The sequence below is a fragment of the Bradyrhizobium sp. 215_C5_N1_1 genome, from assembly GCF_052075935.1.
Taxonomy (GTDB): Bacteria; Pseudomonadota; Alphaproteobacteria; order Rhizobiales; family Xanthobacteraceae; genus Bradyrhizobium; species Bradyrhizobium barranii.
Genome location: NZ_CP197228.1, coordinates 2,872,289 through 2,886,553 on the forward strand (window position 1 = coordinate 2,872,289; position 14,265 = coordinate 2,886,553).

Here is a 14,265-nt window from a genome sequence, read left to right on the forward strand (position 1 = left end):
AACATAGTTAGGAGATCGCATGAGCAGACCAGCTAATCCTGTGACCGTGCCGCTCGCGGATTATTCGCCGCAGCACTTCCTGCTGGCGGTGGTCGACGGCGTTGCCACGGTGACGCTCAACCGTCCCGAGCGGAAGAATCCACTGACCTTCGAGAGCTATCGGGAACTGACGGATTTCTTCCGCGCCTGCGCTTTCGATGATGCGGTCAAGGCCATCATCGTCACCGGCGCCGGCGGTAACTTCTCGTCCGGCGGCGATGTGTTCGAGATCATCGGCCCGCTCGTGAAGATGGACACCAAGGGGCTGACCGCTTTCACGCGGATGACCGGCGACCTCGTCAAAGCGATGCGGGCCTGCCCTCAACCCATTGTGGCCGCGGTCGAAGGCATCTGCGCCGGCGCCGGCGCGATCATCGCGATGGCATCGGATATGCGGCTTGCGGCGAGCGGCGCGAAGGTCGCGTTCCTCTTCAACAAGGTCGGACTTGGCGGCTGCGACATGGGCGCCTGTGCGATCCTGCCGCGGATCATCGGACAGTCCCGCGCCTCCGAGCTGCTCTACACCGGCCGGTTCATGACGGCGGAGGAGGGCGAGCGCTGGGGCTTCTTCAGCCGCATCGTCACGCCCGAGCAGGTGCTGCCCCAGGCGCAGTTGCTGGCCAAGCAGGTTGCGGAAGGCCCGACCTTCGGCAACACCATGACCAAGCGGATGCTGGCGATGGAATGGGCGATGTCGATTGAAGAGGCGATCGAAGCGGAAGCCGTTGCCCAGGCCTTGTGCATGACCACAGCGGATTTCGAGCGCGCCTTTGAAGCGTTCGCCAACAAGGTCAAACCGGTCTTCAGGGGCGACTGAGCTCCGGACTTGCTGCGGGAAGCCAGCAATGGGGATTTGCGCCGCAGTACTTGCACGGAACAGATCAGATTTTCTGCAACGACGTGCGCGGCCGGCGGGATCTCGAGAAGCTGAGAATTAAGGCTAAGCCCAAGACCCGGGCCGAGCTCAAGGCGGAGGCGACAAAGCCGCTTGCGGCGGAGTGACCGCCCGTGCGACTTTAACCCCATTGCCTGGCGTATTTTCGAGTGGAGTAAGGGCGATGAAGGCGATTGTCGTCGGTGGCGGTATCGGTGGTCTCACCACGGCATTGATGCTGCGCTCGCGCGGCATCGGATGCGAGATTTTCGAGCAGGCCGACACCATCCGCGAACTCGGCGTCGGCATCAACACGCTGCCGCATGCGATGCGGGAGCTTGCCGGCCTCGGTCTCCTCCAGCAGCTCGACGACGTCGCGATCCGCACCGACCAGCTCTATTACCTCAATCGCCACGGCCAGGAGGTCTGGCGTGAAGCCCGCGGCATCGACGCCGGCCATGACGTGCCGCAATTCTCGATTCACCGCGGCCGCCTTCAGGGCGTCATCCATCGCGCCGTCGAGGAGCGGCTCGGGCCGGAGGCAATTCACACCGGCTGCCGCCTCGGCGCCTTCACGCAGGACGAGGGCGGCGTCACCGCTTATTTCTTCGACCGCTCGGGCGCGCACATCCATACTGCGCGCGGCGATATCCTGATCGGCGCTGACGGCATCCATTCACGCGTTCGCGACACGCTGTTCCCGAACGAGGGACCGCCGTGCTGGAACGGCCTGATGCTATGGCGCGGTGCGCGCGATTGGCCGCTGTTCCTCACCGGCAAGTCGATGATCGTGGCCGGCGGCCTCAACGCCAAGGTGGTGATCTATCCGATCGCAGAGGGATCGAGCCCGGCGAGCCGTCTCACCAACTGGGCGGTGCTGGTGAAGGTCGGCGAAGGTAATGCCCCGCCGCCCCGGAAGGAAGACTGGTCGCGGCCCGGCCGGCGCGAGGAGTTGATGCCGCATGTCGCGCGCTTCTCGGTGCCTTATATCGACGTCAAGAGCCTGATCTCGGCAACGCCGGAATTCTACGAATATCCGACCTGCGACCGCGATCCCTTGCCTTATTGGTCGTCCGGGCGCGTTACGCTGCTCGGTGACGCCGCGCATCCGATGTATCCGGTCGGCTCCAACGGCGCATCTCAGGCGATCCTCGACGCGCGCTGCCTTGCCGATGCGCTGGTGCGCGCCGAGCATCCGCGCCAGGCTTTGCTTGAATATGAGAAGAAGCGTCTGCCGATGACCGCTGACATCGTCCGATCCAACCGGCGCGGCGGTCCCGAGGGCGTCATCGACGCAGTCGAGCAGCTTGCGCCCGATGGCTTCGACAACGTCGACAACGTGCTGAGCTATTCCCAGCGCGAGGCGATCGTCCGCGGCTACGCCACCAAGGCCGGCTTCGCCGCAGTGCCGGGTCTGGCGGCGGTGCGCGCTTAGGACTCGCTGCTAGCCGCCGGGCGGCGGCGGCAGGAAGTGGATGTTGAACTCGGCGGCCATCGCCACCACGTCCTCGGGCTTCTGTTCCTTCATATTGTGAAGGCCCCAGAACAGGTCGAACAGCTTGCGGGTCGGCGACACCCAGAACAGCACCTTTGCGGTCTGCTCCGACTTGTTGAAGATGCCGTGCGGCACACCCATGCCGAGGCGGATCAGATCGCCCGCGGTCGCCTGCGACTCCGAATTGCCGAGCATGAAGTCGAGCTTGCCCTCGAGCATGTAGAGATACTCATCCTGGTCGGGATGGATGTGCGGCGGCACGAATGTGCCCGGCGGCAATGTCGCGTGCCAGGAGAAGCTGTGCTCGGTATTGCTCTTCGGCACGTAGGTCTGGCCGAGGATGTTCCAGGAAATGCCCTGGATCCCTTCATTGGCCCGTGTGATGCCGGTGATTTCGCTTTTCATTGCAGTCCTCCCGTAATGCGGTGCGGCTTAGTTTGCCGCCTTGCAGTCCTTGGCATAGCGGTCGCCATAGTTCTCAAAGACTTTCTGAACGATCTCGGTCTGGAACTTGCCGTCCGCACGCTTGGCGACCTTGGTCAGATAGAAATCCTGGATCGGATAGCCGTTGGTGTTGAACTTGAAGGCGCCGCGCAGAGAGGTGAAGTCGGCCTTCTTCAGCGCAGCCCCAACCGCATCCTTGTTCGAGAGATCGCCTTTCACGGCCTTGACCGCGCTGTCGATCAGCATCGCGGCGTCATAGGCCTGGAAAGCGTAGGTGCCGGGCACGACGTTGTAGGCGGCTTCATAGGCCGCGACGAACTTCTTGTTCTGGGGGTTGTCGAGATTGGGCGCCCAGTTCGCGCCGCCAAACATGCCGACGGCCGCATCCTGCTGCGCCGGCAAGGTCGATTCATCCACCGTGAAAGCCGAGAGCACCGGAATAGTGTCGGCGAGGCCGGCCTGCCGGTATTGCTTGACGAGATTGACGCCGAGGCCGCCCGGCATGAACGTGAACAGCGCATCGGGCTTCTGCGACGAGATCTTGGAAAGTTCCGGCTGGAAGTCCAGCGTGTTCAGCGGCATGTAGGATTCTTCGACGATCTCGCCCTTGTAGTCGAGCTTGAAGCCCGCCACTGAATCCTTGCCGGCCTGATAGTTCGGCACCATCAGATACATGCGCTTGTAGCCGCGATCCTGCGCGACCTTGCCGAGGATCTCGTGGACCTGGTCGTTCTGATACGACGTCACATAGAAGAACGGGTTGCAGTCCTTGCCGGCGAAAGTCGATGGGCCGGCGTTGGGGCTGATCAGGAACGTCTTGGACTCCGTAATGGGGCGGTGGATCGCCTGGAGGATGTTGGAGAAGATCGGGCCCACCACGAAGTCGACCTTGTCGCGCTCCAGAAGGCCCTTGACCTTCGTGACCGCTGCGTCGGGCTTCAACTCGTCATCGGCGACGATCACCTCGACATCTCGGCCCCCCATCTTGCCGCCGAGATCCTTCACGGCGAGCGCAAAGCCGTCGCGGACCTGCTGGCCAAGCGCGGCGGCGGGGCCCGACAGGGTCACGACCACGCCCAGCTTGATCTTCTCCTGGGCGAAGGAAGGGCTCACTGCGGTGCCGAGCAGCAGGGCGGCAGCGGCCAAGGTCAGTTGCGTCTTCATGATGTGTCCCCCGTGACGATCGGGCCTGCGCAGCAAGCCGGGTACTCCAATTCAAGCTTATGCCGATGATGGCGGCCGCGGCAAGCAAGCTCAAGGCGGGGCCATCCTGCGGGCAGTGGCGCATGCAAGCGGCGCGCCAGTTATTTGAAGCCTAAAGAAATTTGAGTGCGGTCGTTTGTTGCAGCTTTAGGCTTGCGGCCGGGGCCGATTTATTTGAAGCTCAAAACGTTGGGGAATCCGTGCTGGCGCCAAGGCCGGCCATGAGTGACTGCATCGAGATGCTCGATTCCGAGACCAAGGCCGTCGAGACGCCGGAGGACCACGCCGAAGAGCTTCGGCTGTGGCTGCGTCTGCTCACCTGCACGACCCTGATCGAAGGCGAAGTCCGTGGCCGCCTGCGACAGCGCTTCGACGTCACGCTGCCCCGGTTCGACCTGATGGCGCAGCTCGACAAGGCGCCCGATGGCATGACGCTGTCCGACGTCTCCAAGCGCATGATGGTGTCCAACGGCAACGTCACCGGCCTCGTCGAACGGCTGGTGGAATCGGGCCATCTCGACCGGCGCACCTCGGAGACGGACCGCCGCGTCCAGGTGATCCGCCTCACAAAGCTGGGTCGCGCCGAGTTTCGCAGGATGGCTGCGGAGCACGAGACCTGGATCGCCGATCTCTTCGCCGACCTGACCCCGAAGGACGTCCGCGAATTGATGCGGCTCCTGGCCAAGACAAAGGCGTCGGCGCAGAAATCGGCCGCTCGCCGCCGGCCGTAGTCCGCCGGCGGGGCACCCCGCCAGTCCCACCACCTTGCCGCAGGAAAATGCATGGGATGCCCAAAATCCGCTATTGCGCCGAATTGTTTTAAGCCTAAAATGTTTCCCATATGATGCTGCCGGGTGCTTTCCATGCTGAAAGGAACGTGCGATGGCCAACGCCGCTAAGGCTCAAGAGTCGGGCTCGTATGACGGCAACGCCGCGACAGCCCACGTCGATACATTCGTACGGCAGCATCTGCCGCCGCGAGAGTTCTGGCCCGAATTCATCTTCACGCGGCCGGAGCTGCACTACCCGCCGCGATTGAACTGCGTCAGCTATTTTCTCGACCGCTGGGTCGAGCAGGGCCACGGCGACGCGCCGTGCGTGATCAGTCCGGCCGTCAGCTACACCTATCGCGAGCTGCAAGCGCTCGTGAACCGCATCGCCAACGTGCTGGTTCGCAAGCTTGGTCTCGTAACCGGCGGACGCGTGCTGCTGCGCTCCGCCAACAATCCGATGATGGTTGCGACCTATCTCGCGGTGATCAAGGCTGGCGGCATCGTCGTGGCGACCATGCCTCTGCTGCGCGCCAAGGAACTATCTTATCCGATCCAGAAGGCGGAGATTACGCTCGCGCTCTGCGATGGAAAACTCTCGGAGGAGATGGAGAAGGCGAAAGCGGCGGCGCCCGGTCTCAAGCACGTGGTCTATTGGGGCAACGGCGCGTCGGACTCGCTCGAGGCGCTGATTGCTGATGCGAGCCCGGAGTTCAAGGCGGTCGATAGCGCCGCCGATGACATCTGCCTGATTGCCTTCACGTCGGGCACGACGGGCGATCCCAAGGGCACCATGCATTTCCATCGGGATATGCTGGCCGTCTGCGACGGTTATGCGCACAACATCTTGAGGGCGGAGCAGAAGGATCGCTTCGTCGGTTCAGCGCCGCTCGCCTTTACCTTCGGCTTCGGCGGCGTGCTGTTTCCGATGCATATCGGCGCTTCCTTCGTCGTGCTGGAGAAGACGACGCCGGACGACATGCTGACGGCGATCGAGCAATACAAGACCTCGGTCTGCTTCACCGCGCCGACCGCCTATCGCGCCATGATCGGCAAGCTCGCGGGTCGCGACATTTCTTCGCTGCGAAAGTGCGTCTCTGCGGGCGAGACCCTCCCCAAGCCGACATTCGATGCCTGGCTCAAGGCCACCGGCATCAAGCTGATGGACGGCATCGGTTCGACCGAGCTGCTGCACATCTTCATCAGCGCGACCGTGGACGAGATCCGTCCCGGCGCAACCGGCAAACCCGTGCCGGGTTACGAAGCAAAAATCGTCGATGACGACGGCAATGACCTGCCGCCGGGCACGATGGGGCGGCTCGCGGTGCGCGGCCCGACCGGCTGCCGCTATCTCGCCGACGAGCGGCAGCGCAAATACGTCCAGAACGGCTGGAACATCACCGGCGATACCTATCTGATGGATAGCGACGGCTACTTCTGGTACCAGTCGCGCTCCGACGACATGATCGTGTCAGCCGGGTACAACATCGCGGGCACGGATGTGGAGGCGGCGCTGCTGACGCATCCATCCGTAGCCGAGTGCGGCGTCGTCGGTGCGCCGGACGAGGCGCGTGGCATGATCGTGAAGGCTTATGTCATCGCCGCCCCCGGTGTGACGCCGGACGCTCAGCTCGCAGCGGAGTTGCAGGAGCATGTCAAACGTGAGATTGCGCCTTACAAATATCCGCGCGCGATCGAGTTCGTGGCGCAACTGCCGAAGACCGAGACCGGCAAGTTGAAGCGATTTGCCCTGCGGCAGTTGGCGCAGGCTGCAGCGACGTCCTCTGGCGTTGCGGCGGAATAAGAGAAGGATGAAGAATTGTCCGTGACGACGCCGAAAGGCCCGCACCTCGCGGTGCTGCCGACAGCAGCCGAGGGCGAAACCGGCTCCAGGGCGCAGGTGCTCCAACCGTCCGGCTGGCCGCTACCGAAAGGCTATGCCAACGGCATGGCCGCCGAGGGACGCATCGTCGTCACCGGCGGCGTGATCGGCTGGGACGTCGAGGAGCGTCTCGCGGAGGGCTTTGTCGCGCAGGTGCGCCAAGCCCTGAGCAACATCGCCGAGATACTGGCGGAGGCGGGTGCGCGGCCCGAGCACCTCGTGCGCCTGACCTGGTACGTCGTCGACATGGACGAATACCTGGCGAACCTGAGGGAGCTCGGCAAGAGCTACCGTGCCACCTTCGGTGCGCACTATCCTGCGATGGCGCTGGTGCAGGTCGTCCGCCTCGTCGAGAGGGCGGCGCGCGTCGAGATCGAAGCCACCGCTGTCATTCCCCGCTAAGTCGCCTTCGGTTCGCGCCTAACTGGCCCTGGCGAGATCGTCGTCCTCGGGCGAATTCATATAGACGCCCGATACAGTGTCGACCCAGCACAGATGGTCGTGCACCTTCTTGACGCCCTCGACGTTCTCCGCCGCGACGACGGCGGCCTGACGCGCGCGTTCCTCGGTGATGACGCCGCTGAGATGAACGATGCCGTCCCGGACGATGACGTTCAGTCCGAACGGGCACCAGTCGTTTTTCTCCATGGTGTCGATGATACGGCCGCGAATGTGATCGTCGTCGGCCGTCGGATCCGGTACCTCGCGGGCGAGCCCCGCCACCGCCTGCAATAAATTCGCGCGCGAGACGATGCCGACGACTTTGTCGCCGCGCACCACCGGCAGCCGCTTTACGTTGTTCCGTTCCATGAGATCAACGATTTCCGCGAGCGCCGTATCCTCGGTGATGGTCACGACCGAGGCGGTCATCACCTCCGAGACCTTGCGGCCATGTTCGTGGACGAAATCGCTGGCGGATGCGCCGGGGCCGAGGATGAACCGCAGCCAGCGGCCTCGCTTGCGACCGGTGCCGATTTCGCTGCGGCGGACGAAATCCCCCTCGGAGACCACGCCGACCAGCTTGCCGGCATCGTCGACCACGGTGAGGCCGCTGACGTGCCGCTTCAGCATGATGTTTGCCGCCTCGACGATGCTGGTGTGGGGGGCAACCGAGATGACCGAGCGGGTCATGATCTGGTGGGCGCGCATGGGAAAGCTCCGCAAGTTCACACGAATATCGATGTGTGGAGCTTAGGGCACCGGCAGGAAGCTGATTTGACCCAAGTCAAGCTGGTCCGCACCTAATCCTCGGGCTCTGCATTCGGGGCGAGGTCGGAGGAGCGGAACGGCTTGGCCTTGTCCAGTTTCCGGTAAGCGTTCGAGGCGGTCCGCAACAGCTTCTTTTGGCGCTTCCGGTTGAGGAAGCGAATGCCCGCCTCGGGGACGGCCTCGTTCAGCGACGCTGCCAGGGTTTGGCCTCGTGCATCGTCGTTCAATTGCCCGAGGGACTTCTGCGCCTTGCGCAATTGCTTGAGGATCGACTTCTGTTTGGTCAGCGATTCGTCTGCAAACAAATCCTCTAGCGATTCGATCGAATAGGTCAGCCGTTTGTTGAGGAGCCGCAGCTTGTGCCGTTTTTCGACGTCGAGCTTGCGGAGTTTCCGCGCCTTCCTGAGCAGCGTCGTTTCCCATTCCGTAAGCTGCGCCGTCGCGTGGTCGGCAAGCGGGCAACGGCGCAATCGGATGGCCTCCTTGCTGCGCCGGGTCGACCAAGGACCGCTCTCGATCCAGGCCGAGGTCTGCTCGACAAGACGGCGATACCGCGCCGATTGCAGCGCGCGCGCCAGCAGGCGGTGGCTCTCGGCGCGCTTCTCGTCCCAATGCTGGAGCTCGGCGATCACATCAAGCTCGCCCCCGCTCTCGGCGATAACCCGCTCGATCGCCACGTCGAGGTCGCGCACCATGCCGAGCTGGCTGTTCAGCCATTTCAGTTCGGCCCAGACATTCGGCCGCAGGGCATCGTCGACCATGGGCGAGAAGAAGCGGATGGCGGTGCGCAGATGCGTCAGTGCGATCCGGATCTGATGCAGCGCCTCGGGATCGCCGTGGCAGGTGCCATCGTGCTGGGCGAGGACGGCATCGAGGTGACGGCGGGCGATGATCCGGAACGCGGTGTCGCAGGCCATGCCAGGGCTGAGGCGGCCGGGCAGAACATTGCGCCGCGCCGCAGGCTTGGCGCGAGCGGTCGCCATCGAACTCGTGGTGGGTCGCGCCATCCTAGCCCGCGCCAATCAGATTGCCCTATTTGCCCTCAGCGATTACGTCCCGGCAATTCTGGAGCGTCTGCGCTTGTGTCCTGGATGCATCGATGGTCGCCCAACCGACATGGCCGATATTATAGTGCTCTTGCTGCGCGGCAACCTCTTGCGTGGCGTCGGACGCGTCGCCCCGGCGGCCGCCGATTCGCGCCTGGCGGGTGGCGAGGTCGGCGACGAGGAATAGTCCATTGAGCGGTACGCCGCACTCGTGGGCCAGGGCGGCCATCTCGTCTCGCTCGGACTCGCGCGCAAAGACGGCGTCGACGATTGCCGAATGGCCTTGCGCCAGAACCTGCCGGGCGCGCTGCATCAGCACCTCGTAGACCTGCGCCGTCACGTCAGGCCGGTACGTGGACGGCGGTAGCCGTTCGGTGTGTCCCACCTGAAACAGCTGCTTGCGAATGACGTCGCTGCGCAGCACGACGGCGCCCGGCTGTGGTGCCACGGCGGGCGCCAGCGCGCGCGCGAGCACGGATTTGCCGGTACCCGACAGTCCGCCAACCGCGATCAGGCGAGGGGCGGGGGGATGAATCAAAGCCCGGGCGAGCTCGAAATAGCGGCGCGCCTCGTCGAGAGTGCCGGGGCCGTCGGCATCAGGCCGTCTCAGCCGCGCCAGCGCCACCTGCGCACGGATCGCCGCGCGAATGGACATGAACAGTGGCAGCGCAGCCAGGGCGTCGAGCGTTTCGCCGGGCGCCGTCATCAGATAATGGTTCAGGACGGCATTGGCCGTGGCCGACTGGTCATGGCGCAGCAGGTCCATCAGCGTGAACGCAAGATCGTAGAGCACGTCCACGGTCGCCATCTGCGCGTCGAATTCGATCGCGTCGAACAGGACAGGCTGCCGATCGATCAACGCGATATTGGCAAGATGCAAGTCGCCGTGACAGCGGCGCACGAAACCGTGGCGCGCGCGTTCTTCCAGTGTAGCGCGGACGCGCAGGAATGCCTGATGTGAGGCTTCGCAGAGTTGCTCGATCTGGGCGGCTTCGAAATGATCGCCATTGCGCAGCCCGGTGCTGTTGCCATCGATCAGCGCAGGAATGGAGGCAATCCATGCGGTGCCGTCCGCGACCGGCGCTCTCGCATGCGATGCTGCGATCGCATCCGCGATGGCCGGGGCGAGCTCTGCATCCAGCGGGCCGGTTTTGGCCACACGGTCCAGCGTCCGGTTTTCGTCGAAGCGGGACATGTCGACCGCATACTCGACCGGCCGGCCGCCACCGTCGATCTCGATCGATCCATCCGGCTCCTCCGTGATCGCCACGACGCGGTGATAGATTTGCGGCGCGAGCGGCCGGTTGATCCTGATCTCCTCTTCGCAGGCCGCCTCGCGCTTTTCGAGCGTCGAATAGTCGAGGAATGGAAACTTGACAGCCCGCTTGATCTTCAGGGCGCGCGTTCCGTCGAGAAACACCGACGCTGCGTGGGTGTTGATCCGCTTTACGCCAGGACGCGCGTTTAGAGCTTCGAAGACCCGTTCCTGGATTGCAGAATCGTCTGTCATCTCAGCAGGCATTTCCAGATGCGTCAGCGGTGAGGCAGCAGGCTAATCCTTAGAGGCGGATCGGGGCCAGTCCTTGACATCGGTCAAAGCCTGTCGTCGGCTGGCTGCGCGGTGTTCCCGCCTTGAGGAGGATCAAGCTTCCCGGCGAAAGGTGGCTTATCCTAACCGGTAAGGAGAATCCCGATGCCCATCAAGGATGTCTTTCTGCCGCTTGTCGGCCAACCGCGCGGACCGGCCCTCGCCGCGATCGCGACATGCGTGGCTGTCACCGCCGACCTCGGCGCCAGGATCACCGCGCTCGCGCTCGAGGAAGATGTTTTCGTGCGGCCGAAGGTCATCATCCCTGGCGATCTGGATTCCGCGGAGGCGAGCGGTTCGCGTGAGGTAAGCGACGTGCAGCAACTCCTCAACGCCTTCACCAATGCAGCCTCCCGCGCCAACATTCGCGCCCAAAGCCGATCGGGCAAGGTGCCCGCGGACCAGATCGCGTCGATCCTGGCCGAGCATGCGCGCTTCAGCGATCTGACGCTGGTCCCCGTGAGGCCGCATGACAGTCAGACGGAGCGCATCATCGAAACGCTCCTGTTCGAATCCGGCCGGCCGCTGCTGCTCTGCCCGGAACAGCATGTGGACGAGCTGCGACCGGAGTTCGAGAACGTCATGATCGCCTGGGATCACTCCGCCCGCGCCGCGCGGGCCGTCGGCGACGCGCTGCCCATTCTTCAGGCTGCTTCATCCGTCCGGGTGGTCACGGTGGCGGACGACAAGACCGATGCCATCGTGCAATCCGGAACCGCGCTCGTCGATCATCTGAGGGAACACGGGGTCTACGCCTCGTTCGAAACGACGAAGGGCGGCGGCAGCTCGATCGGCAAGGTGCTCGGAAGCTGGGCTAATTCCCATGCCGTGGATGCGATCGTGATGGGCGCCTACCATCATTCACGCCTGAACGAGATCGTTTGGGGTGGTGTGACAAAGACTGTCATTGGCCAGCCGCCGTGCTGGGTTATGATCTCGCACTAGGCGCATCGCCAGTTTATCGGCCTAATTGTCAATCATCGGAACCGCCACCGACCGGGCGCATTTGCTTTCATGTCAACCTATCGCTTGAAGAATCTGCTGTCGCCGCGTTCGGTTGCGCTCGTCGGCGCGAGCGCCCGCCCGGTCTCGGTCGGACGCGCCGTTCTCGAGAACATTCACAAAGCCGAGTTCAAGGGTCGGTTCGGCCTCGTCAATCCGCGCCATGCCGAGATCGGCGGCATCGCTGCGGTGGGCAGTCTGGACAGGCTGGACTTCGTGCCCGAGCTCGTGGTCATCACCGCGCCGGCGCGGGAGGTTCCCGGCATCATTGACCAGGCCGGACGTCGCGGCTCGGCCGGCGCGCTGATCGTCTCGGCGGGCCTCGGTCACGGACCGGGATCCCTGCACGAGGCCGCGATCGCTGCTGCACGCAAATACGGCATGCGGCTGATTGGGCCGAACTGCCTCGGCATCATGATGCCGGGCGTCAGCCTCAATGCAAGCTTTGCCGCGCACATGCCGGGGGCGGGCAACCTCGCGCTGATCTCGCAATCCGGCGCGATCGCGGCCGGAATGGTGGATTGGGCTGCGCAGCGCGGCGTTGGGTTCTCCGGCATTGTCACGATCGGCGATCAGATCGATGTCGATATTGCCGACCTGCTCGATCATTTCGCGATGGATCCCAAGACCCGCGCGATCCTGCTTTACATCGAAGCCATCAAGGACGCGCGCAAGTTCATGTCGGCGGCACGGGCCGCGGCGCGCGTCAAGCCGGTCGTCGTGGTGAAGTCCGGCCGCATGGCGCAGGGTGCCAAAGCGGCGGCAACCCATACCGGCGCGCTCGCCGGCGCCGACGCCGTCTATGACGCCGCGTTCCGCCGTGCGGGCGTCCTGCGGGTCTCCGATCTGCGCGAGCTGTTCGATTGCGCCGAGACGCTCGGTCGCGTTGAACCGCCGGCGGGAAAGCGTCTCGCCATCCTCACCAATGGCGGCGGCATCGGCGTCTTGGCCGTGGATCGGTTGGTGGACCTTGGTGGAATCCCGGCGCCCATCTCGGCTGAGACGCGCAAGAGCCTCGATGCAGTGCTGCCACCGACCTGGTCGGGTGCAAATCCCGTCGACATCGTCGGTGATGCCGATGCATCGCGCTACGCGGCCGCACTGGAGGTGCTGCTCGCAGATCCTGATAATGATGCCGTCCTCGTCCTCAACGTGCAGACCGCGATCGCCCCGGCGGCCGACATCGCCGCGACCGTGACGGAGCTCGTCCGCAAATATCGCGAGAAGCAGCGTCGATGGGCGAAGCCGGTGCTGGCGGCTTGGGTTGGAGCCGATCAGAACATCGTTCAGGCGCTCTCCGGCGCGGGCATTCCGAATTATCCGACCGAAGATGACGCGGTGCGCGGCTTCATGCATCTCGTGAGGCATCGCGAGGTCGTAGAGGAGCTGAGCCAGGTTCCTCCCGCGATGCCCGACACGTTCGTGCCTGACGCCCGAGCTGCCAGGCAGATCGTCGCCGCTGCGATCGCGGACGGCCGCAAATGGCTCGAGCCCATCGAGATCAAGCACCTGCTCGGAGCCTATGACATCGCGATGGTACCGACCCGTGCTGCGACCGATGTCGAGCAAGTCGTCGCCTGCGCCAGCGAGATGTTCGCGCAGGGCGTCACAGTCGTGCTGAAGATCATGTCGCGCGACATCGTCCACAAGTCGGACGTCGGCGGCGTCGTCCTCAATCTGACCACGCCGGAGGCCGTGCGCGCGGCTGCCACCGACATTCTCGCGCGGGCGAGGAAGCTCCGTCCCGAAGCCCGCATCGAGGGCGTCATCGTGCAGGCGATGGTCGTCAAGGCGAAGGCGCGCGAGCTGATCCTAGGTCTTGCCGACGATCCCACCTTTGGCACCGTTGTCGTCTTCGGCCGGGGCGGGACGGCGGTCGAGATCATCAACGACAAGGCACTGGCGCTTCCGCCGCTCGATCTGCAACTCGCCCGCGACCTGATCGGCCGCACGCGCGTATCACGGCTGCTGAAGGCCTATCGCGACGTACCCGCGGTCGAGCCGGACGCCGTCGCGATGGTGTTGGTCAAGCTCGCCCAGATGGCCGCCGACATTCCCGAGATCCGGGAATTCGACATCAACCCACTGCTTGCGGACGAGACCGGCGTGACCGCGGTCGACGCCCGCGTCGCGGTGGGGCCGCCGCAGCGCAAATTTGCCGGCTCCGGCCCGGCCAACTTCGCCGTCCGGGCCTATCCGTCGCAGTGGGAGCGCCGGCTGGCGCTCAAGGATGACTGGCGCATCTTCGTACGGCCCTTGCGTCCGGAGGACGAGCCGACCATCCACGAATTCCTGCGTCACGTCACGGCGCACGACCTCCGCCTGCGCTTCTTCGCGCCGATGAAGGAGTTCACCCACGAGTTCATCGCGCGCCTGACCCAGCTCGATTATGCCCGCGCAATGGCCTTCATCGCATTCGACGAAGCGACCGGCGAGATGGTCGGCGTGGTCCGGCTCCATTCGGACTCGGTCTATGAGAGCGGCGAATATGCGATCCTGCTGCGGTCGGACCTCAAGGGTAGGGGGCTCGGATGGGCGTTGATGCAGTTGATCATCGACTATGCGAGGTCGGAGGGGCTGAAGACCATCTCGGGCGATGTTCTCAGGGAGAACACCACAATGCTTGAGATGTGCCGCCAGCTCGGCTTCGACGTGAAGCCGGATTCGACCGAGCCCGACCTCTGTGACGTCAGGCTCAAGCTCTGAGCGTTCC

General features: G+C 64.2%; 12 protein-coding genes. 7 read left to right on the plus strand and 5 right to left on the minus strand.

Annotation, left to right across the window (positions count from 1 at the left end):
* Nucleotides 1–19 precede the first annotated feature (19 nt).
* Nucleotides 20–856: an enoyl-CoA hydratase family protein gene (locus AB7G19_RS13475; RefSeq protein ID WP_028156623.1), complete on the plus strand. Its 837-nt coding sequence runs from the start codon at nucleotides 20–22 to the stop codon at nucleotides 854–856.
* 241 nt (nucleotides 857–1,097) lie between these two features.
* On the plus strand, nucleotides 1,098–2,348 hold the full coding sequence (locus tag AB7G19_RS13480) for a flavin-dependent oxidoreductase (protein WP_063982086.1): 1,251 nt from the start codon (nucleotides 1,098–1,100) through the stop codon (nucleotides 2,346–2,348).
* Between the two features lie 9 nt (nucleotides 2,349–2,357).
* On the opposite strand, the gene AB7G19_RS13485 is transcribed toward AB7G19_RS13480, so the two are convergent.
* Both AB7G19_RS13485 and AB7G19_RS13490 read right to left on the minus strand, forming a co-directional pair.
* Nucleotides 2,358–2,813 carry a cupin domain-containing protein gene (locus AB7G19_RS13485; protein WP_007601580.1) on the minus strand — a complete coding sequence of 152 codons (456 nt, stop codon included), beginning with the start codon at nucleotides 2,811–2,813 and terminating at the stop codon, nucleotides 2,358–2,360.
* 27 nt (nucleotides 2,814–2,840) lie between these two features.
* Nucleotides 2,841–4,016: an ABC transporter substrate-binding protein gene (locus AB7G19_RS13490; protein ID WP_063982087.1), complete on the minus strand. Its 1,176-nt coding sequence runs from the start codon at nucleotides 4,014–4,016 to the stop codon at nucleotides 2,841–2,843.
* Nucleotides 4,017–4,276: 260 nt separating this feature from the next.
* Between AB7G19_RS13490 and AB7G19_RS13495 the strand changes: the two genes are divergently transcribed.
* The 3 genes from AB7G19_RS13495 to AB7G19_RS13505 all read left to right on the plus strand — a co-directional run bounded on the left by AB7G19_RS13495 (nucleotide 4,277) and on the right by AB7G19_RS13505 (nucleotide 7,109).
* Nucleotides 4,277–4,786 (plus strand): MarR family winged helix-turn-helix transcriptional regulator, encoded by a 510-nt coding sequence (locus AB7G19_RS13495; RefSeq protein ID WP_231142628.1) that lies wholly within the window; start codon nucleotides 4,277–4,279, stop codon nucleotides 4,784–4,786.
* A 151-nt stretch (nucleotides 4,787–4,937) separates the two neighbouring features.
* On the plus strand, nucleotides 4,938–6,629 hold the full coding sequence (locus tag AB7G19_RS13500; RefSeq protein WP_441267862.1) for a benzoate-CoA ligase family protein: 1,692 nt from the start codon (nucleotides 4,938–4,940) through the stop codon (nucleotides 6,627–6,629).
* Nucleotides 6,630–6,650: 21 nt separating this feature from the next.
* Complete coding sequence (locus AB7G19_RS13505; RefSeq protein ID WP_441256270.1) at nucleotides 6,651–7,109, plus strand: RidA family protein; 459 nt, start codon at nucleotides 6,651–6,653, stop codon at nucleotides 7,107–7,109.
* Between the two features lie 18 nt (nucleotides 7,110–7,127).
* On the opposite strand, the gene AB7G19_RS13510 is transcribed toward AB7G19_RS13505, so the two are convergent.
* The 3 genes from AB7G19_RS13510 to AB7G19_RS13520 all read right to left on the minus strand — a co-directional run bounded on the left by AB7G19_RS13510 (nucleotide 7,128) and on the right by AB7G19_RS13520 (nucleotide 10,472).
* Nucleotides 7,128–7,856 (minus strand): CBS domain-containing protein, encoded by a 729-nt coding sequence (locus AB7G19_RS13510; RefSeq protein WP_354130621.1) that lies wholly within the window; start codon nucleotides 7,854–7,856, stop codon nucleotides 7,128–7,130.
* A 92-nt stretch (nucleotides 7,857–7,948) separates the two neighbouring features.
* Nucleotides 7,949–8,923 carry a CHAD domain-containing protein gene (locus tag AB7G19_RS13515; protein WP_071911849.1) on the minus strand — a complete coding sequence of 325 codons (975 nt, stop codon included), beginning with the start codon at nucleotides 8,921–8,923 and terminating at the stop codon, nucleotides 7,949–7,951.
* 25 nt (nucleotides 8,924–8,948) lie between these two features.
* Nucleotides 8,949–10,472: an AAA family ATPase gene (locus AB7G19_RS13520; RefSeq protein ID WP_354130620.1), complete on the minus strand. Its 1,524-nt coding sequence runs from the start codon at nucleotides 10,470–10,472 to the stop codon at nucleotides 8,949–8,951.
* Nucleotides 10,473–10,655: 183 nt separating this feature from the next.
* Here AB7G19_RS13520 and AB7G19_RS13525 point away from each other — a divergent pair, with 183 nt between their 5' ends.
* Nucleotides 10,656–11,495: a universal stress protein gene (locus AB7G19_RS13525; protein ID WP_354130619.1), complete on the plus strand. Its 840-nt coding sequence runs from the start codon at nucleotides 10,656–10,658 to the stop codon at nucleotides 11,493–11,495.
* A 69-nt stretch (nucleotides 11,496–11,564) separates the two neighbouring features.
* The gene (locus AB7G19_RS13530; protein ID WP_354130618.1) at nucleotides 11,565–14,258 is read left to right on the plus strand and encodes a bifunctional acetate--CoA ligase family protein/GNAT family N-acetyltransferase; all 2,694 of its coding nucleotides are present in this window, start codon (nucleotides 11,565–11,567) and stop codon (nucleotides 14,256–14,258) included.
* The last annotated feature ends 7 nt before the right edge of the window (nucleotides 14,259–14,265 follow it).